18 protein-coding genes are annotated in these 18,092 nt (G+C 71.4%); 13 read left to right on the top strand and 5 right to left on the bottom strand.

The genetic code is table 11. The features are described 5' to 3' along the window. The first annotated feature begins 327 nt into the window (after positions 1-327). Entirely contained in the window at positions 328-939 is a 612-nt protein-coding gene (locus ACIBBB_RS34320) for a TetR/AcrR family transcriptional regulator (protein ID WP_398989048.1), read from the top strand. Positions 940-955: 16 nt separating this feature from the next. Here the strand turns inward: ACIBBB_RS34320 and ACIBBB_RS34315 are convergent, their stop codons facing one another. Both ACIBBB_RS34315 and ACIBBB_RS34310 read right to left on the bottom strand, forming a co-directional pair. Next, positions 956-1,906 (bottom strand): DeoR/GlpR family DNA-binding transcription regulator, encoded by a 951-nt coding sequence (locus tag ACIBBB_RS34315; protein ID WP_398989046.1) that lies wholly within the window; start codon positions 1,904-1,906, stop codon positions 956-958. A 167-nt stretch (positions 1,907-2,073) separates the two neighbouring features. Next, on the bottom strand, positions 2,074-3,513 hold the full coding sequence (locus ACIBBB_RS34310) for an NAD(P)H-quinone dehydrogenase (RefSeq protein WP_398989044.1): 1,440 nt from the start codon (positions 3,511-3,513) through the stop codon (positions 2,074-2,076). Between the two features lie 279 nt (positions 3,514-3,792). On the opposite strand from ACIBBB_RS34310, the gene ACIBBB_RS34305 reads away from it, so the two are divergent. The 4 genes from ACIBBB_RS34305 to ACIBBB_RS34290 all read left to right on the top strand — a co-directional run bounded on the left by ACIBBB_RS34305 (position 3,793) and on the right by ACIBBB_RS34290 (position 7,702). Continuing rightward, the gene (locus ACIBBB_RS34305; protein WP_031229841.1) at positions 3,793-4,230 is read left to right on the top strand and encodes a gamma-glutamylcyclotransferase; all 438 of its coding nucleotides are present in this window, start codon (positions 3,793-3,795) and stop codon (positions 4,228-4,230) included. Positions 4,231-4,377: 147 nt separating this feature from the next. Then, the gene (locus ACIBBB_RS34300) at positions 4,378-5,208 is read left to right on the top strand and encodes a purine-nucleoside phosphorylase (RefSeq protein ID WP_398989041.1); all 831 of its coding nucleotides are present in this window, start codon (positions 4,378-4,380) and stop codon (positions 5,206-5,208) included. Positions 5,209-5,355: 147 nt separating this feature from the next. Next, positions 5,356-7,005, top strand: coding sequence for a phospho-sugar mutase (locus ACIBBB_RS34295; RefSeq protein WP_398989039.1), 1,650 nt, complete (start codon positions 5,356-5,358; stop codon positions 7,003-7,005). An 82-nt stretch (positions 7,006-7,087) separates the two neighbouring features. Next, positions 7,088-7,702 carry a DUF998 domain-containing protein gene (locus ACIBBB_RS34290; protein ID WP_398989037.1) on the top strand — a complete coding sequence of 205 codons (615 nt, stop codon included), beginning with the start codon at positions 7,088-7,090 and terminating at the stop codon, positions 7,700-7,702. A gap of 105 nt (positions 7,703-7,807) precedes the next feature. On the opposite strand, the gene ACIBBB_RS34285 is transcribed toward ACIBBB_RS34290, so the two are convergent. After that, positions 7,808-8,443 carry a PH domain-containing protein gene (locus ACIBBB_RS34285; protein WP_398989035.1) on the bottom strand — a complete coding sequence of 212 codons (636 nt, stop codon included), beginning with the start codon at positions 8,441-8,443 and terminating at the stop codon, positions 7,808-7,810. A gap of 157 nt (positions 8,444-8,600) precedes the next feature. Here ACIBBB_RS34285 and deoC point away from each other — a divergent pair, with 157 nt between their 5' ends. From deoC to ACIBBB_RS34270, 3 genes are read left to right on the top strand one after another with little or no spacing between them, the layout of a single operon-like run. Next, positions 8,601-9,578, top strand: coding sequence for a deoxyribose-phosphate aldolase (deoC, locus tag ACIBBB_RS34280; protein WP_398989063.1), 978 nt, complete (start codon positions 8,601-8,603; stop codon positions 9,576-9,578). A gap of 6 nt (positions 9,579-9,584) precedes the next feature. Beyond that, on the top strand, positions 9,585-11,015 hold the full coding sequence (locus tag ACIBBB_RS34275) for an aldehyde dehydrogenase family protein (protein WP_398989033.1): 1,431 nt from the start codon (positions 9,585-9,587) through the stop codon (positions 11,013-11,015). Beyond that, on the top strand, positions 11,008-11,898 hold the full coding sequence (locus ACIBBB_RS34270) for an aldehyde dehydrogenase family protein (protein WP_398989031.1): 891 nt from the start codon (positions 11,008-11,010) through the stop codon (positions 11,896-11,898). The genes ACIBBB_RS34275 and ACIBBB_RS34270 overlap by 8 nt, the downstream gene beginning before the upstream one ends. Positions 11,899-11,973: 75 nt before the next feature. Here ACIBBB_RS34270 and ACIBBB_RS34265 read toward each other — a convergent pair whose 3' ends face one another. After that, on the bottom strand, positions 11,974-12,390 hold the full coding sequence (locus tag ACIBBB_RS34265; protein ID WP_398989029.1) for a hypothetical protein: 417 nt from the start codon (positions 12,388-12,390) through the stop codon (positions 11,974-11,976). Positions 12,391-12,545: 155 nt separating this feature from the next. Here ACIBBB_RS34265 and ACIBBB_RS34260 point away from each other — a divergent pair, with 155 nt between their 5' ends. Further along, positions 12,546-13,217, top strand: a complete 672-nt coding sequence (locus ACIBBB_RS34260) for a hypothetical protein (RefSeq protein WP_398989027.1) — start codon at positions 12,546-12,548, stop codon at positions 13,215-13,217. A 184-nt stretch (positions 13,218-13,401) separates the two neighbouring features. On the opposite strand, the gene ACIBBB_RS34255 is transcribed toward ACIBBB_RS34260, so the two are convergent. Continuing rightward, positions 13,402-14,181, bottom strand: a complete 780-nt coding sequence (locus ACIBBB_RS34255; protein ID WP_398989025.1) for a SigE family RNA polymerase sigma factor — start codon at positions 14,179-14,181, stop codon at positions 13,402-13,404. 193 nt (positions 14,182-14,374) lie between these two features. On the opposite strand from ACIBBB_RS34255, the gene afsQ1 reads away from it, so the two are divergent. From afsQ1 to ACIBBB_RS34235, 4 genes are all read left to right on the top strand, one after another. Continuing rightward, a complete protein-coding gene (gene afsQ1 / locus ACIBBB_RS34250) occupies positions 14,375-15,052 on the top strand; it encodes a two-component system response regulator AfsQ1 (RefSeq protein ID WP_023539102.1) in 678 nt (225 codons plus the stop codon). Next, the gene (locus ACIBBB_RS34245; protein ID WP_398989060.1) at positions 14,950-16,689 is read left to right on the top strand and encodes an ATP-binding protein; all 1,740 of its coding nucleotides are present in this window, start codon (positions 14,950-14,952) and stop codon (positions 16,687-16,689) included. Before afsQ1 ends, ACIBBB_RS34245 begins: the two co-directional genes overlap by 103 nt. Next, the gene (locus tag ACIBBB_RS34240) at positions 16,686-17,306 is read left to right on the top strand and encodes a hypothetical protein (protein WP_398989023.1); all 621 of its coding nucleotides are present in this window, start codon (positions 16,686-16,688) and stop codon (positions 17,304-17,306) included. Before ACIBBB_RS34245 ends, ACIBBB_RS34240 begins: the two co-directional genes overlap by 4 nt. Before the next feature lie 136 nt (positions 17,307-17,442). Then, positions 17,443-18,033, top strand: coding sequence for a VanZ family protein (locus ACIBBB_RS34235; protein WP_398989021.1), 591 nt, complete (start codon positions 17,443-17,445; stop codon positions 18,031-18,033). Positions 18,034-18,092: the final 59 nt, after the last annotated feature.

Genomic DNA, 18,092 nt, shown 5'->3' with positions numbered 1-18,092 from the left:
ACGCCCACCGCTCCGGCACCATCAAGGGCCTCACCGCCGAGATCGGCGCCTCACTCACCTCCGGCGCCACCATCTGCGAAATCAAGGACTGACCCTCGCTCGTCCCAACGGCCCCGCCGGGCAGAACCGGCGGGGTCGTTGTGCGATGTACGCACCGGCGAGCCGACGGGTGGTGGCCGAACCGGCGATCAGCCCGGGAGACCCGGCCCACAGTGGCATCCTGGAGAACCACACAGACCGCACAGAGCGCACGGGCACCAGCGACCGCGTGGACCGAACTCACCACACACGGCCGCCCCGTGCCCCGTAGCGACAGGAAGGACCGCGATGGCGAGCAGCAGCGACGCGCCGCCCCGGCCCATGCGCGCCGACGCGCGGCGGAATTACGAGCGGGTGCTCGGCGAGGCGCGTTCCGCGTTCGCCGCGCACGGGACCGATGCCTCGCTGGAGGATGTCGCCCGACGCGCCGGGGTCGGCATCGGCACGCTGTACCGGCACTTCCCTACCCGCCACGCCCTGATGAACGCGGTTTTCCAGGAAGCGCTCGCCGATCTGCTCGACCGCTCGCGCGAGCTCGCCGACTCCGACCGGCCCTGCCATGCGCTGGTGGCCTGGCTGCGCGCGCTGATCACTCACGCGGGTGAGTACCGCGGTCTCTCCCGCGCGCTCATGTCGGCCTCGCACGACACGAGTTCGGCCCTGACGCAGTGCAGCGCGGGGCTCCGTACGGCGGGCGAGCAGTTGCTCGTACGGGCGCAGCTGAGCGGGGCCGTACGGACGGACACGTCCATCGACGACCTCATGCAGCTGACGAACGCCATCGCGCTCGCCGCCGAACAGGCGCCGGGCGACCCGGAGTTGGCCGACCGACTGCTGACCCTGACGCTGACCGGCCTGAAGGGGCCCCAGGAGAACGGCGCCGCCGAACACACCGCGTGAGCGGCCCGCCGTCCCCTCAGCGGCGGCGCAGATCCGCCACCCGCGCGCGCTCCCCCGGCTGCTCGGCCAGCGCCCCGGCCGTCGCCGCGGTGCGCAGCGCCTGCGGTCCCGGCCCGGCGCCCGAGTGCGTACGGCGCTGGCCCGGCAGCGGGGTGTCCCGCCGGGGCTGGCGCCCCGGCGGGACCGCTTCGCCGTTCCCCGGACCGCCGGACGCCGATCCGGCGGCGCCCGCCACCGTGATCTGTACGCCCTGGTCGGCGAGAGCCTGGAGCTCGGTCGCCGCGCGGTCGTCGTGCGGGGGCGGGTCGTCGGTGACCAGCCGGGTGATCACGTCGGTCGGCACCGTCTGGAACATCGTGTCGGTGCCCAGCTTGGTGTGGTCGGCGAGCACCACGACCTCGGCCGCCGCCTGCACCAGTGCGCGGTCGACGCTGGCCGAGAGCATGTTGGAGGTCGACAGACCACGCTCCGCGGTGAGCCCGCTCCCGGACAGGAACGCGCGGGAGACCCGCAGTCCTTGGAGCGACTGCTCCGCGCCGCTGCCGACCAGCGCGTAGTTGGACCCGCGCAACGTGCCGCCGGTCATGACGACTTCGACCCTGTTGGCGTGGGCCAACGCCTGTGCGACCAGCAGGGAGTTGGTGACGACGGTCAGGCCGGGGATCCGCGCGAGCCGGCGGGCCAGCTCCTGCGTGGTCGTACCGGCACCGACCACCACGGCTTCGCCTTCTTCGACGAGGCTCGCGGCGAGATCGGCGATGGCCGTCTTCTCCGCCGTGGCGAGATGGGATTTTTGCGGAAAGCCGGATTCTCGCGTGAACCCGCCCGGCAGTACCGCACCGCCGTGCCGGCGGTCGAGGAGTCCTTCGGCCTCCAGTGCCCGCACGTCCCGCCGTACGGTCACTTCGGAGGTCTGGACGACGCGGGCGAGCTCACGGAGCGACACGGCTCCGTTGGCGCGCACCATTTCGAGGATTAACTGGCGACGTTCTGCAGCGAACACGAAACTGACAGTAACCCCAACGTCGGTCTGCTTTCAGCGGTTCGCGCCGAAATACGGAAGGTGTACGTGCGGGACCGCGCCAAGTGGTATGGGAGCGCCGTCCCGAGGCCCGCGTACGCCCATGACCTGGGTCAACCCTCGTCCTCGTGCTTACGGCTGTGCAACTGCCGTGCGACTTCCGCGATCGAGCCCGACAGAGAGGGGTACACAGTGAAAGCGTTTGCGATCTGTTCGACCGTCATATTGTTGTCGACCGCGATCGAGATGGGGTGAATCAGCTCACTGGCTCGCGGCGCCACGACCACACCGCCGACGACGATCCCGGTGCCCGGCCGGCAGAGGATCTTGACGAAGCCGTCCCTGATGCCCTGCATCTTGGCGCGCGGGTTGCGCAGGAGCGGCAGCTTGACGACCCGCGCGTCGATCCTCCCGCTGTCCACGTCCGCCTGGCTGTAGCCGACGGTCGCGATCTCCGGGTCGGTGAAGACGTTCGACGAGACGGTCTTGAGGTCGAGCGGAGCGACCGCGTCGCCGAGGAAGTGGTACATCGCGATGCGGCCCTGCATGGCGGCGACCGAGGCGAGCGCGAAGATGCCGGTCACGTCACCCGCCGCGTAGACGCCGGGAGCGGACGTACGCGACACCCGGTCGGTCCAGATGTGGCCCGAGTCCTTGACCCGGACCCCGGCCTCCTCCAGACCCATGCCCTCGGCGTTCGGGATCGCGCCGACCGCCATCAGGCAGTGCGTGCCGGAGATGACCCGGCCGTCGGCGAGGGTCACCTCGACGCGTTCGCCGACGCGCTTGGCGGACGAGGCGCGGGAGCGCGACATCACGTTCATGCCGCGGCGCCGGAAGACGTCCTCCAGTACGGCGGCGGCGTCCGGGTCCTCGCCGGGCAGGACGCGGTCGCGGGAGGAGACGAGCGTGACGCGCGAGCCGAGCGCCTGGTAGGCGCCGGCGAACTCGGCGCCGGTGACACCGGATCCGACCACGATCAGCTCTTCGGGGAGCTCGTCGAGGTCGTACACCTGCGTCCAGTTGAGAATGCGCTTGCCGTCGGGGAGCGCGTCGGGGATCTCGCGCGGGTGCGCGCCCGTCGTGATCAGCACGGCGTCGGCGGTCAGCGACTCCTCCGAGCCGTCGGCCGAGGTCACGATCACCTGGCGGGAGCCGTCGGTGGCCTGCCGGCCGTCGAGCCGGCCCCGGCCGCGCAGCACGCGGGCCCCGGCCCGGGTGACGGAGGCGGTGATGTCGTGCGACTGGGCGAGCGCGAGGCGCTTCACCCGTCGGTTGACCTTGCCGAGGTCCACGCCGACGACGCGGGCCGCCTGTTCGAGGGGCGGGGTGTCGTCGGCGACGATGATGCCCAGCTCTTCGTAGGAGGAGTCGAAGGTGGTCATCACCTCGGCCGTCGCGATGAGGGTCTTGGACGGTACGCAGTCGGTGAGCACCGAGGCTCCGCCGAGGCCGTCGCAGTCCACGACGCTCACCTCGGCGCCGAGCTGCGCGGCCACCAGGGCCGCCTCGTATCCGCCGGGTCCGCCGCCGATGATCACGATCCGGGTCACGAAAAAATCCGCCTCGCGTTGTCGACCCGACCCGTCTGCCGTCCCGGCCGGGAGTCCGGGGGGTCCCCGGAGGATGCAGTACGTACGCCATTGTCCCGCACTCTTCAAGTCGCTTCGCCCCGGGTCCCTCCCCGTGCGCCACGAACGGGCCGCGAACGGGCCGGGGGCGAGCCGCGAACGGGCCGGGGGCGAGCCGCGAACGGGCCGGGGGCGAGCCGCGAACGAGCCGCGTCCACGGGATTCGCCGGGCACGCGCGTACCTCCCGTACCCTCGTCCCCATGTCGCTCTACGCCGCGTACGCCGGCAACCTCGACGCGCGGCTGATGTCCCGCCGCGCCCCGCACTCCCCGCTGCGGGGCACCGGCTGGCTCAACGGCTGGCGGCTCACCTTCGGCGGGGAGCAGATGGGCTGGGAGGGTGCGCTGGTCACCCTCGTGGAGGCACCCCGCTCGCAGGTCTTCGTGGCGCTCTACGACATCGCGCCGATGGACGAGGACTCGATGGACCGCTGGGAGGGTGTCGGTCTCGACATATACCGGCGGATGCGGGTGCGTGTGGACACGCTGGACGGCAAGGAGCCGGCCTGGCTGTACGTCCTGAACGGGTACGAGGGCGGGCTGCCCTCCGCGCGCTACCTCGGTGAGCTGGCCGAGGCGGCGGAGTCGGCCGGGGCGCCGCACGACTATGTGATGGAACTGCGAAAGCGGGCGTGCTGAACCGGCACGCCACTCGCACGGACACGGTCGGCACGGCAGCGACAGGCCGCTGACCCGCGCGTTCGTCGGAAACGACAACACAACGATCCGAAGACCGTACGCTCGATCATCTACGCGCGTAGGGCAGGACCGGTTACGCTCTTCGGCGTGAACGCATCTGTTATCCCGGCCACGGCCGACGGATCCGCCGACCCCCACGCCGCCGCCTCCGCCGCCGCGGTGCGCCTGCGCGAACTCACCGGCGCCGAGACCCATGACGTAGCCCTGGTGATGGGCTCCGGCTGGGCACCCGCCGTCGCCGCTCTGGGAGCACCCGAGGCCGAGTTCCCGGCGACCGAGCTGCCGGGCTTCCCCCCTCCGGCCGTCGCCGGCCACGGCGGGTCGATCCGCTCCTACGCGATCGCCGAGAAGCGCGCGCTGGTCTTCCTTGGCCGTACGCATTACTACGAAGGCCGCGGCGTCGCGGCCGTCGCGCACGGGGTCCGTACGGCGGTCGCCGCCGGCTGCAAGACCGTCGTCCTGACGAACGGCTGCGGCGGGCTGCGCGAGGGGATGCGCCCGGGGCAGCCGGTGCTGATCAGTGATCACATCAATCTGACGGCGGCGTCGCCGATCGTCGGCGCGAACTTCGTGGACCTCACGGACCTTTACTCGCCGCGGCTGCGCGCCCTGTGCAAGGAGGTGGACCCCGGCCTCGAAGAGGGTGTGTACGTCCAGTTCCCCGGCCCGCACTACGAGACGCCCGCCGAGATCAACATGGTCCGGGTGATGGGCGGCGACCTGGTCGGCATGTCCACCGTGCTGGAGGCCATCGCCGCGCGTGAGGCGGGCGCGGAGGTGCTGGGCATCTCGCTGGTGACGAATCTGGCGGCGGGCCTGTCCGGTGAACCGCTGAACCACGAGGAAGTCCTCCAGGCGGGCCGTGATTCGGCCACGCAGATGGGTGCCCTGCTCGCGCGGGTGCTTGAACGCATCTGAGGCGGGGCATCCGAGCGGGCACGGACGGCTCCGCGGCCGGGGACGGTTCCGGCCCGAGCCGGACACGGATCCGGCCGACACGGTCCACCCCGGGTGTCGCGCGCGCGGCCGTCGCGCAGCCCCGGGCGCAGGGAAGGGAAACGCACAGTGCAGCAGGACCTCATCGCGCGCGCCGAGGCATGGCTGGCCGAGGACCCGGACAGCGACACACGGGACGAGCTGCGCGAGCTCGTCGACTCCGGTGATCCGCACGCGCTGGCCGAACGGTTCGGCGGCACGCTCCAGTTCGGTACGGCCGGGCTCCGCGGCGAGCTTGGCGCCGGACCGATGCGGATGAACCGGTCGGTGGTCATCCGCGCCGCCGCCGGGCTGGCGGCGTATCTCAAGGCCACGGGCCAGGGCGGCGGTCTCGTCGTCATCGGTTACGACGCCCGCCACAAGTCGGCCGACTTCGCGCGCGACACCGCGGCCGTGATGACCGGCGCGGGGCTGCGCGCCGCCGTGCTGCCGCGTCCGCTGCCGACCCCGCTGCTGGCCTTCGCCGTAAGGCATCTCGGCGCTGTGGCCGGTGTGGAGGTCACCGCCAGCCACAACCCGCCGCGCGACAACGGCTACAAGGTCTACCTCGGCGACGGCTCCCAGATCGTGCCTCCCATGGACGGCGAGATCGCGGCCGAGATCGACGCCGTCGGACCGCTGAGCTCCGTGGCGCGCCCCGAGGACGGCTGGGAGGTCCTCGGCGACGAGGTGCTGACGGCGTATCTGGAGCGCACGGACGCCGTTCTGAGCCCCGGTTCACCCCGTACGGCGCGCATCGTGCACACGGCGCTGCACGGCGTCGGTACGGAGACGCTGAACGCCGCCTTCGCGCGGGCCGGCTTCCCCGCGCCCGTGCCGGTGGCCGAACAGGCCGAGCCCGACCCGGACTTCCCCACCGTCGCCTTCCCGAACCCGGAGGAGCCGGGCGCGATGGACCTGGCGTTCGCCACGGCCCGCCGCGCCGCCCCCGACATCGTCATCGCCAACGACCCGGACGCCGACCGCTGCGCGGTGGCCGTCCCGGACGCGGACGCCGAGAGCGGCTGGCGGATGCTGCGCGGCGACGAGGTGGGCGCGCTGCTGGCCGCGCACCTGGTGAACAAGGGCGCGACGGGAGTCTTCGCCGAATCGATCGTGTCGTCGTCGCTGCTCGGCCGGATCGCGGAGGCGGCGGGTGTCGGTTACGAGGAGACGCTCACCGGCTTCAAGTGGATCGCCCGGGTCGACGGCCTGCGGTACGGCTACGAGGAAGCCCTCGGCTACTGCGCCGACCCCGACGGCGTACGCGACAAGGACGGCATCACGGCGGCGCTGCTCGTGGCTGAGCTGGCGTCCGAACTGAAGGAGCGGGGGCGGGGCCTCGCCGACCTGCTGGACGATCTGGCGCTGGCGCACGGCCTGCACGCCACGGACCAGCTCTCGGCGCGCGTGGAGGACCTGTCGCTGATCTCGGCGGCCATGGACCGTCTGCGCGACCACCCGCCGACGGCCCTGGCGGGCCTGACGGTCGCCTCGACCGAGGATCTCTCGGCGGGCACGTCGGGCCTCCCGCCGACGGACGGCCTGCGCTACCACCTGGACGGCGCGTACCGGGCCCGGGTGATCGTCCGCCCGAGCGGTACGGAACCGAAGCTCAAGTGCTACCTGGAGGTCGTGATCCCGGTCCCCACCGCGACGGACCTGCCGTCGGCACGGGCCCGGGGGGCGGAGCTACTGGCGTCGCTGAAGCGGGAGTTGGCGGAGGCGGCGGGGATCTGAGGGGCGTCCGCGGGCGGGGCGACGGCCGCCGCATGTCAACTTGGATTGACAGAACTCCTGCCGTCAACCTATATTGACAGGCATGGGCAATCAGCTGCTTCTGGCATGCGGAGTGGCCGCCGGCCCCCTCTTCACCGTGACCTATCTGCTGACCGGCGCCGCACGCGAGGGCTACGCGCACTTACGCCACCCCGTCAGCTCACTCGCGCTCGGACCGGCGGGGTGGACACAGACCGCCGGTTTCCTGCTGGCGAGCCTGCTGTCCGCGGCCTTCGCCGCGGGGCTGTGGAGAGAGGGGGTCTCCGGCTGGGGCGCGCCGCTGATCGGGGTGTGGGCGATCGGCCTGCTGGGTGCGGGCCTCTTCAGGACGGACCCGGTGCGCGGTTACCCGCCCGGCACTCCCGAGAAGCTCCAGCGGCACACCCGCGCGGGGATGCTGCACGATCTCCTGTCCTCGATCGGGTTCCTCGCCCTCGCGGCGGCCTGTTTCATGCTCTCCACCACCGGCTCGTCCGGGTGGGCCCTCTACTCGATGGCCAGCGGTGCGTTCTTCGTCGCGACGATGGCACTGTCGAGTGCCGCGTTCACCGGCGATCCACGAGGCATGTCCCGCTACGGCGGCCTGCTCCAGCGCGTCTCGGTCACCATCGGCTGGACCTGGCTGCTGCTGCTCGCCACACAGACGCTGCGCGCCTGAAGCGCCCTGGGCCGGTGTCCGCGAAGTGCCGCCCGGCCCGATCGACGAGCCATCCCCTACGACCAGCCCCTCAGCGACGCACCGCACCAGCACCTCAGCGACGCGTCACCCCGTCGCGAGCAGGACCACCAGCACCAGCAGGCCCGCCAGTGCCGGGCCCATCACCTCGTACGCCCAGCGCGCCTGCGGCTCCCCCTGCGCCTCGGGGCGTGACGCGCAGCGCTCGGCCTGTTCGCGCAGGCCCGCGACCGTGTGGTCCGCGTCGGCGGTCCGCGCGCGCGAGTCGGTCACGTCCGCGCTCACCGACGTCCTGCTGTGCGGGTCGTCGTGCGCGCTCTGCGACTGCCGCCGCGCGGCGCGCTTGCGCTTGCGCAGCGAGACCGGCACCGCCCAGAGCTGGTACTTCGCGCCGGACTCCGTGAACACCTCGCTCGAATACCCGGCCCGCACGTCGGCCACGGACGCCCACGGCACGACGATCGTGCGGAACGGGTTCCTGATCCGCAGCCGGTCGTCGTTGGCGAACACCGCCGGACGGATCGTGAAGGCCACCACGAGCGGCACGGCGAGCAGCAGGCCCGCGAGCGCGAGCCACGGCGTCCTGCCGTGGCCCCGGACCACCGCGTCGATCCCGATCCAGGCGCCGAGCGCGAGCAGCAGCACACCGCCCGCGATGGCGGCGGGCGACCGGAAGACGCGCTCTGCGTAGACCGGCTCGGTGGGCTGCTCGGGACTCGTCATGCTTTCGATTCTGCCGTACGCCGCCGACACTCTCGGCACGGATCCCGTCCCGCACCGCCGCCGCACCCGCCACGCGCGCCCACGCACCGGCCGGGCAGCCCGGTACCGCACCCCCTGTACATGCTGCTACGCGCGTAGATATGCTCATGTGGTGACCATGCCCACGACCGCACCCTCGCCCACAGGCTCCGCCGTGGGCGGTGCCCCCCTCGCTGACGTGACCGCGTCCGACAGCTCGCTGCGCCGGTTCCTCCACGGGCTGCCCGGCGTCGATGCCGTCGGCCTGGAGGCGCGCGCCGCATCGCTCGGTACGCGCTCGATCAAGACGACGGCCAAGGCGTACGCCATCGACCTGGCCATCTCGATGATCGACCTGACCACCCTCGAAGGCGCCGACACGCCGGGCAAGGTCCGGTCGCTCGCCGCCAAGGCCATGCACCCGGACCCGACCGACCGCACCGTCCCGACGACGGCCGCGCTCTGCGTCTATCCGGACATGGTGGAGACGGCCGTCGCCTCGCTCGCCGGGAGCGATGTGAAGGTCGCCTCCGTCGCGACCGCCTTCCCGGCCGGCCGCACCACCCTGGCCGTGAAGCTCGCCGACGTACGGGACGCCGTCGCAGCCGGTGCCGACGAGATCGACATGGTGATCGACCGCGGCGCGTTCCTCGCGGGCCACTATCTGAAGGTCTACGAGGAGATCGTGGCCGTGAAGGCCGAGTGCGGCGCCGCCCGCCTCAAGGTCATCTTCGAGACCGGCGAGCTGTCCACGTACGACAACATCCGCCGCGCCTCCTGGCTCGGCATGGTCGCCGGCGCGGACTTCATCAAGACGTCGACCGGCAAGGTCGCGGTCAACGCCACCCCCGCCAACACACTGGTACTGCTGGAGGCCGTACGCGACTTCCGTGCCCAGACCGGTGTGCGGGTCGGTGTGAAGCCGGCCGGCGGCATCCGGACCAGCAAGGACGCGATCAAGTTCCTCGTGCTGGTCAACGAGACCGTCGGCGAGGACTGGCTGGACAGCCACTGGTTCCGGTTCGGCGCCTCCAGCCTCCTCAACGACCTGCTGATGCAGCGCCAGAAGCTGGCCACCGGCCGCTACTCCGGCCCCGACTACGTCACGGTGGACTGATACACGATGGCTTTCGAATACGCACCGGCCCCCGAGTCACGCTCGGTCGTCGACATCGCGCCGAGCTACGGCCTGTTCATCGACGGCGAGTTCACCGACGCCGCCGACGGCAAGGTCTTCAAGACGGTCTCCCCGGCCACCGAGGAGGTGCTGTCCGAGGTCGCCCGCGCGGGCGTGGAGGACGTCGACAGGGCTGTGAAAGCGGCCCGCAAGGCGTTCGCGAAGTGGTCGGCGCTGCCGGGCGCCGAGCGCGCCAAATACCTCTTCCGGATCGCCCGGATCATCCAGGAGCGCTCGCGCGAACTGGCCGTCCTGGAGACCCTCGACAACGGCAAGCCGATCCGGGAGACCCGCGACGCGGACCTTCCGCTGGTGGCGGCGCACTTCTTCTACTACGCGGGATGGGCCGACAAGCTCGACCACGCCGGCTACGGGGCGAACCCGCGCCCGCTCGGCGTCGCCGGCCAGGTCATCCCGTGGAACTTCCCCCTGCTGATGCTCGCGTGGAAGATCGCCCCGGCGCTCGCCACGGGCAACACGGTGGTCCTGAAGCCCGCCGAGACCACCCCGCTGAGTGCTCTGTTCTTCGCGGACATCTGCCGCCAGGCCGGTCTTCCGCGCGGCGTCGTCAACATCCTTCCCGGATACGGCGACACGGGCGCCGCCCTCGTCGAGCACGAGGACGTCGACAAGATCGCCTTCACCGGTTCGACCGCCGTCGGCAAGGCCATCGCCCGGCAGATCGCGGGCACGAGCAAGAAGGTCACCCTCGAACTCGGCGGCAAGGGCGCCAACATCGTCTTCGACGACGCCCCGGTCGACCAGGCCGTCGAGGGCATCGTCACGGGCATCTTCTTCAACCAGGGCCAGGTCTGCTGCGCCGGATCGCGTCTGCTGGTCCAGGAGTCCATCCAGGACGAGCTCCTGGACTCGCTGAAGCGCCGGCTCTCCACGCTGCGTGTCGGCGACCCGCTGGACAAGAACACGGACCTCGGCGCGATCAACTCCGCCGAGCAGCTGGCCCGCATCAGGACGCTGGCCGACGCGGGCGAGGCCGAGGGCGCCGAGCGCTGGTCGCCGGAGTGCGAACTCCCCTCCTCCGGCTACTGGTTCGCGCCGACCCTCTTCACCAATGTCACGCAGGCGCACACCGTCGCGCGCGACGAGATCTTCGGCCCGGTGCTCTCCGTACTGACGTTCCGCACCCCGGACGAGGCGGTCGCCAAGGCCAACAACACGCAGTACGGCCTCTCCGCCGGCATCTGGACGGAGAAGGGTTCCCGCATCCTCGCTGTCGCGAACAGGCTCCGCGCGGGCGTGGTGTGGGCCAACACGTTCAACAAGTTCGACCCGACCTCGCCCTTCGGCGGCTACAAGGAGTCGGGCTACGGCCGCGAGGGCGGTCGCCACGGCCTGGAGGCGTATCTCGATGTCTGAGTCCGAGCGACTGTCAGTCTTCAAGACCTACAAGCTGTACGTCGGGGGCAAGTTCCCCCGCTCCGAGAGCGGCCGGGTGTACGAGGTGACCGACCATAAGGGCAGGTGGCTCGCCAACGCGCCGCAGTCCTCCCGCAAGGACGCCCGTGACGCTGTCTCCGCCGCCCGCAAGGCGTTCGGCGGCTGGTCGGGAGCCACCGCTTACAACAGGGGCCAGGTGCTCTACCGCGTCGCCGAGATGCTGGAGGGCCGCCGCGACCAGTTCACCGCCGAGGTGGCCGCCTCCGAGGGCATCTCCAAGTCGAAGGCGGCGGCCGTCGTGGACGCGACCGTCGACCGCTGGGTCTGGTACGCGGGCTGGACGGACAAGATCGGCCAGGTGACGGGCGGCGCCAATCCCGTGGCCGGCCCGTTCTTCAACCTGTCCACGCCGGAGCCCACGGGTGTCGTGACGGTCCTCGCCCCGCAGGACTCGTCGTTCCTCGGCCTGGTCTCGGTCGTCGCCCCGGTGATCGCCACCGGCAACACGGCGGTCGTCGTGGCGAGCGAGCGCTCCCCGCTGCCCGCGCTGTCGCTGGGTGAGGTGCTGGCCACCTCCGACCTGCCGGGCGGCGTCGTCAACGTCCTGTCGGGCCGTACGGCCGAACTGGCCGTGCCGCTCGCGTCGCACCAGGACGTCAACGGGATCGATCTGTACGGCGCCGACGAGACCCTGGCCAAGGAGCTGGAGATCGCGGCGGCGGACAACCTCAAGCGGGTGGTGCGCCCGCATCCGGTGGACTTCTCCGCCGATCCCGGTACCGGCAGGCTGACGGCCTTCTTGGAGACGAAGACCGTCTGGCACCCCACGGGCAGCCTGGGCGCGTCGGGCTCCGGCTACTGAGCCGTCCCCCGTCCGCCTACGCAAGGAGGCCCGGCCGTCGCGACGACGGCCGGGCCTCCTACGTAGAACGACAGCTCAGCCGGGCAGCAGTCCCGTCACCGGACCGACGAGCGGCAGGTCCTTCAGGCCGCCGCCCTTGGTGACCGAGTCCGTCAGCGTCGCCGTGGACAGCGGCTTGAAGTCGGCGATCTGCGTGCCGACCGCGTTGTCCAGCGGGTCGACGCCCGTCTTGGCCAGCGGGTTGAGCTGGAGGCTCTTGACCGGGCCGAGGCCCCCGGCCAGGGTGTGCCCGAGAGCGCCCGCCAGGCCCTCACCGGCCGCCGCCCCGGCTTCCGCGAGCTCGCTGTCGGGACCCGACGCGGGCACGGGCGCGGCCGGCGCCGCCTGCGCCGCGGCGCCGCCGAGCCCGATCGCCGCACCCGCCGCGGTGATCGTCAGCCCGGCGCGCAGCAGCGCGCGGCGCCGGGAGGTGGGAGCTGAATGACGTGCCATGGGATTCCTGACTGCGTGAAGGAGTCGAGTAAGGGGAATGACACGCACAGTAGTTGAGAGGTGACGCTCGACACCAACACCGCAGCCAGGGCCTGTCGTGTGGATCAGGCCCCAGGGGATCCCCTGCGCGGGTGTATGCCTCAGACTGGTGTCCCGTGAGTCCCCACCGAACCGCCTCCGCGCGTGTCGTCCTGCTCGCGGGCCCCTCCGGCTCCGGCAAGTCGTCGCTCGCCGCCCGCGCGGGCCTGCCTGTGCTCCGTCTCGACGACTTCTACAAGGAGGGCGACGACCCGACGCTGCCGCTGGTCGCCGGCAGTGCGGACATCGACTGGGACTCCGCGCTGTCCTGGGACGCGGACGCGGCGGTCGCCGCGATCCAGGAGCTGTGCCGTACGGGCCGTACGACCGTCCCGGTGTACTCCATCGCCACCAGCTCCCGCGTCGACACCGAGGAGTTCGGCATCGGCGGTGCCGGGCTGTTCGTCGCCGAAGGCATCTTCGCGGCCGATGTCGTGGCGCGCTGCGAGGAGTTGGGCGTCCTGGCCGACGCGCTGTGTCTGCGCGGCCGCCCCTCGACGACGTTCCGGCGCAGGCTGCTGCGGGATCTGCGCGAGGGCCGGAAGTCGGTGGCGTTCCTGCTGCGGCGCGGCTGGCGGCTGATGCGCGCGGAGCGCGGCATCGTCGCCCGTCAGACGGCGCTGGGGGCGTATCCCTGCGCGAAGGCGGAGGCGCTCACCCGGATCGCCGAGGCGGCGGGCGGTGCCCGTCCCCGTACGCCGACCGTCCACCCGTCCGCGTCCGCGCGCCCCGCGAACACCGGCCGCTGACCGTCCGGGCGCCGCGCACCCCGAAGCGCCCGTAACGCGCGAAGACCGGACAGGCCCCCCAGCCTGTCCGGTCCTGCTCGGTGCACCCCCGTGCCCCCGTGCCTTGCTCCTGCCGTCTCCCCCGAGACGGCAGTCCCTCCCCCCGGTCCCCGTTCCCCCCGGGCGTTACATCCCCCCGCCGCCTTCAGGCCACCAGCTCGCCGAAGGACTCTTCCTCGTCACGTCCGAAGCTGAGGACCTCGTCCTCGCGCAGCCGGCGGAGCGACCGCCAGATGCTCGACTTCACCGTGCCGACACTGATGTTGAGGATCTCCGCGATCTCGGGATCGGTGCGGCCCTCGTAGTAGCGCAGCACCAGCATCGTGCGCTGCGTCTCGGGAAGGCGCGAGAGCGCCTGCCAGAGCACCGTGCGCAGCTCCGTGCCGCGCATCGCGTCGGTGTCGCCGACCGTCTCCGGCAGCTCCTCCGTCGGGTACTCGTTGAGCTTGCGCCTGCGCCACGCGCTGATGTGCAGGTTGGTCATCGTGCGGCGGAGATAGCCGCCGACGGCCGCCTTGTCGCTGATCCGGTCCCAGGCGCGGTAGGTGGAGAAGAGCGCGCTCTGGAGCAGGTCCTCGGCCTCGAAGCGGTCGCCGGTCAGGTGGTAGGCGGTGGCGTACAGAGAGGCCCGGCGCTCCTGGACGTAGGCGGTGAATGCCGTCTCGGCATCCGTGGCCTCCGTCCGTCCGGTGCGCTCCCCCGTGGCCTCTCCGTACGCTTCGCCTTCGTTCCCCCGGCCCTTGGCGTCTTCCGCCGTGGACTTCCGCGCCGCCTCGACCACCGCGATGTACGGCGGCCGGTGCTGACGCCCGGCGCCGCGAACGCACCCCCGCCCGTTCACGGCGCCGGACTTCTCGGTGCTCCGTGCGACGTCGTGGAGACGCGTGATTACTGCGCTTGAGGTCGTGCTGTGCAGTGAGTTCATCTCGCGCCCCCCGTCGGCTGGAGTCTGTTGCTTTCCGTCTGCCAAAGAGATTGCCGGGCCAGTTTCATGGGCCTGTCCGCCGACTGTCACAGGCCTGTCACAGGGGTTCTGGATCTTGGCGGGAGATGTGCCGGAACTGTGGGAGCGCTCCGACTGTCGAACTGTGGTCCCCCCATGGGCCAGAATGACCTCTGTGCCTTTCCTGTTGCTGATCGAGGACGACGACGCCATCCGCACGGCCCTCGAACTCTCGTTGTCACGCCAGGGCCACCGAGTGGCCACTGCGGCGACGGGAGAGGACGGCCTGAATCTGCTGCGAGAACAGCGGCCAGACCTGATCGTTCTGGATGTGATGCTGCCCGGTATTGACGGTTTCGAGGTGTGCCGTCGGATCAGGCGGACCGACCAGTTGCCGATCATCCTGCTGACCGCCCGCAGCGACGACATCGATGTGGTCGTCGGGCTCGAATCCGGCGCGGACGACTATGTGGTCAAGCCCGTGCAGGGCCGGGTGCTCGACGCCCGTATCCGTGCCGTCCTGCGGCGCGGGGAACGGGAGTCGACCGATTCGGCGACCTTCGGAAGCCTGGTCATCGACCGTTCCGCGATGACCGTCACGAAGAACGGTGACGATCTCCAGCTCACGCCGACCGAGCTGCGGCTGCTCCTTGAACTGAGTCGGCGGCCCGGCCAGGCGCTGTCCCGGCAGCAGTTGCTGCGGCTGGTGTGGGAGCACGACTATCTGGGCGACTCGCGGCTGGTCGACGCCTGCGTGCAGCGGCTGCGCGCGAAGGTCGAGGACGTGCCCTCGTCGCCGACGCTGATCCGTACCGTACGAGGCGTGGGCTACCGGCTGGACGCGCCTTCGTGAGCAGCCAGGAACCCACGCCGGCCAGATCCACGGACAGCCCGGACGGATCGGACAGTCCCGACATAGCAAACGGATCCCAGGGGGAAGCGGCGGACGGGACGGCGGAGGGGAGGACGCGCAAGAGGGCGTTCCTGGCCGGGCTGCGCTGGACGAGTCTGCGGCTGAGGCTGGTCGTCGTCTTCGGAGCCGTCGCGCTGACCGCCGCCGTCTCGGCGTCCGGGATCGCGTACTGGCTCAACCGCGAGTCGGTGCTCTCCCGTACGCAGACGGCCGCGCTCAAGGAGTTCAAGCAGGAGATGCGGGACAAGGCGGCGCAGCTGCCACTGAAGCCGACCCAGCCAGAACTGGAGTACACGGCCCAGCAGATGGCCAACAGCAGTGCCGGGTTCAGTGTGCTGCTGATCGGTGAGCGCGCCGAGGACAAACCGGTGGCCGGGGTCTCCGACCAGGACGCGTTCACGCTGGACGACGTGCCGAAGTCGTTGCAGACCGCGGTGAACGACCGACAGAAGGTGACATCCGGCAACAAATCGCCGTACCACATCTTCTGGCAGCGCACCCAGCGCGGACAGACGCCGTATCTGGTCGGCGGCACCCGGATCGTCGGCGGCGGGCCGACCGGTTACGTCTTCCTCTCGCTCGAACAGGAGCGGGAGGATCTCAACGCGCTGGCGTGGTCGCTGGCGATCGCGACGGGCCTGGCCCTCGTCGGGTCCGCGCTGCTCGCGCAGGCGGCGGCCACCACCGTACTGAAGCCGGTGCAGCGGCTCGGTGACGCCGCGCGGCAACTCGGCGAGGGCAAGCTCGACACCCGGCTGCGGGTGTCGGGGACGGACGAACTGGCCGATCTGTCGCGGACGTTCAACAACGCGGCCGCCTCCCTCCAGAAGAAGATCGACGACATGAGCGCGCGTGAGGAGTCGAGCCGACGCTTCGTCGCCGACATGTCGCACGAACTGCGCACCCCGCTGACCGCGCTGACGGCGGTGACAGAGGTGCTGGAGGACGAGGCCGACACGCTCGACCCGATGATCGCGCCCGCCGTGACGCTGGTGGTGAGCGAGACCCGCAGGCTCAACGACCTCGTGGAGAACCTGATGGAGGTGACCCGCTTCGACGCGGGCACCGCCCGGCTCGTCCTCGACGACGTCGACGTCGCCGACCAGGTCACCGCCTGTATCGACGCGCGGGCCTGGCTGGACGCGGTGGAACTGGACGCCGAGCGCGGCATGATGGCCCGCCTCGATCCGCGTCGGCTCGATGTGATCCTGGCGAATCTGATCGGCAACGCGCTCAAGCACGGTGGTTCGCCGGTGCGGGTCTCGGTGCGCACGGTCGGCCGGGAGCTGGTCATCGAGGTACGGGACAACGGGCCGGGCATTCCGCAGGACGTACTGCCGCACGTGTTCGACCGTTTCTACAAGGCGAGCGCCTCACGGCCGCGGTCCGAGGGAAGCGGTCTGGGGCTGTCCATCGCGATGGAGAACGCGCACATCCACGGAGGCGACATCACCGCGGCCAACGCCCCCGACGGCGGCGCGGTGTTCGTTCTGCGGCTGCCGCGCGACGACTCGGAGGACCTCGACGACGAGGACGGGCACGGAAGCGTGCGGGGAGAGGGAGGCGAGGCGCAGTGAGGTCGAGGACACCGGCCGGCCGGTCCCTCGCCGTACTCGTGGGGACGCTCGCGCTGGCGGGCACCGTGAGCGGCTGCGGCATCAGGACGACCACGGTGCCGGTGGACGCGGGCGCCGCGCCCTCACGGGTGCCGTGCGAGGTCTCCGAGGGCAATCTGACCACCCAGGCGCGGCCGGGGGCCGCGGTCAGGGTCTATCTGGTGTGCGGGTCCGAGCTGGTTCCGGTGGAGCGCGCCGCGGCCATCCCGGCCGACAAGACGCGCAGCGACCGCTTGCAGGTGGCTCGGGCGCTGCTGGACGAGTTGGAGGAGCGGCCGTCGTCCACGGAGCAGGAGGCGGGCTTCACGACGTACGTACGGGGGCCGCTGGCCGTCTCCGAGGCGCGCGCGGGCGATCCGCTCGGCACGCTGCGCCTCAGCCGCCAGCCGGAGGACCTGCCGACGGCCGCGCTGGCGCAGATCGTGTGCACGCTCATCGAGGGCGCGGCGACGGACGGTTCGGTGGTGCTGGGCGGGCCGGGAGCGTACGGGGCGCGCGGGTACCGGTGCGACGACGACACCAAGCGCCGTCCCGACGTGGCCGTGCCGACGACGGGGCCGCTGCCGTCCGCTTCCTGAGGAGGCGGGCGCGGCGGGGCCGGGGCTTGCGGGTGTACGGAGCCCGCTGAGGCCTTCCGGGTGACACCCGTCTCACGTGGCCCTCCTTTTGGAACTCGCCGGAACCGATCCCGGCGGTGGCCGCGTCTTGAGGTTCGTGCAGCGCCAAGGTCAGGGCGGCAGTGCCGCTTTCCGCTTCCGCGTGGCGGGGGTCATCCTCCTCCTCGCGCATCTGCTGCTCGTCGCGTGGCTGACGTTGCGCCCGCTGGACGTGGTGTGGGTGACCGCGGCGAACCTCGAGCCGCTCGCGGGTATCAGAGCCGATCTCGCGCTCGGGGCGCCCCAGGCGATCCGGCGGATCGGCGAGGGACTCCTGCTGCTGGCCCCTCTCGGGGTTCTCCTCCCCATGGCGGGGGGAAAACTGGCCGTCTCGCCGCTGGCCTCGCTGGCCCGCACGATGGCGGCCGGGGCGTTCATCTCGCTGGGGATCGAACTGCTCCAGACGGGTATCCCCGGCCAGGTCGTCGATGTGGACTCGCTGCTGCTCAACACGGTCGGGGTCGGGCTCGCGCATCTGCTGGTCGTCCCGGCGGGCCGGGCGAAACTGCGGCGTGCGCGCGGCCGTGGACGCGGGCCGGCGCCTGCGCGGACCCCGCGGGACGCGGCCGTACTACCCGAGGGGGACCCGGTGCGGGAGGCTCCTCAGGGGACGCCCCCGACGATTACCAGGGTCGGCATCGCCCCCTAGAGCGACGCTTTGTCCGGTGCTCCCGAGCCACCATTGAGTCATCGGGAGCACAGACGAAA

It is taken from the genome of Streptomyces sp. NPDC051217, assembly GCF_044455465.1.
GTDB lineage: Bacteria > Actinomycetota > Actinomycetes > Streptomycetales > Streptomycetaceae > Streptomyces.
Note: the sequence above shows the minus strand (reverse complement) of the source record. Positions and strands in the feature narration are given on the sequence as shown.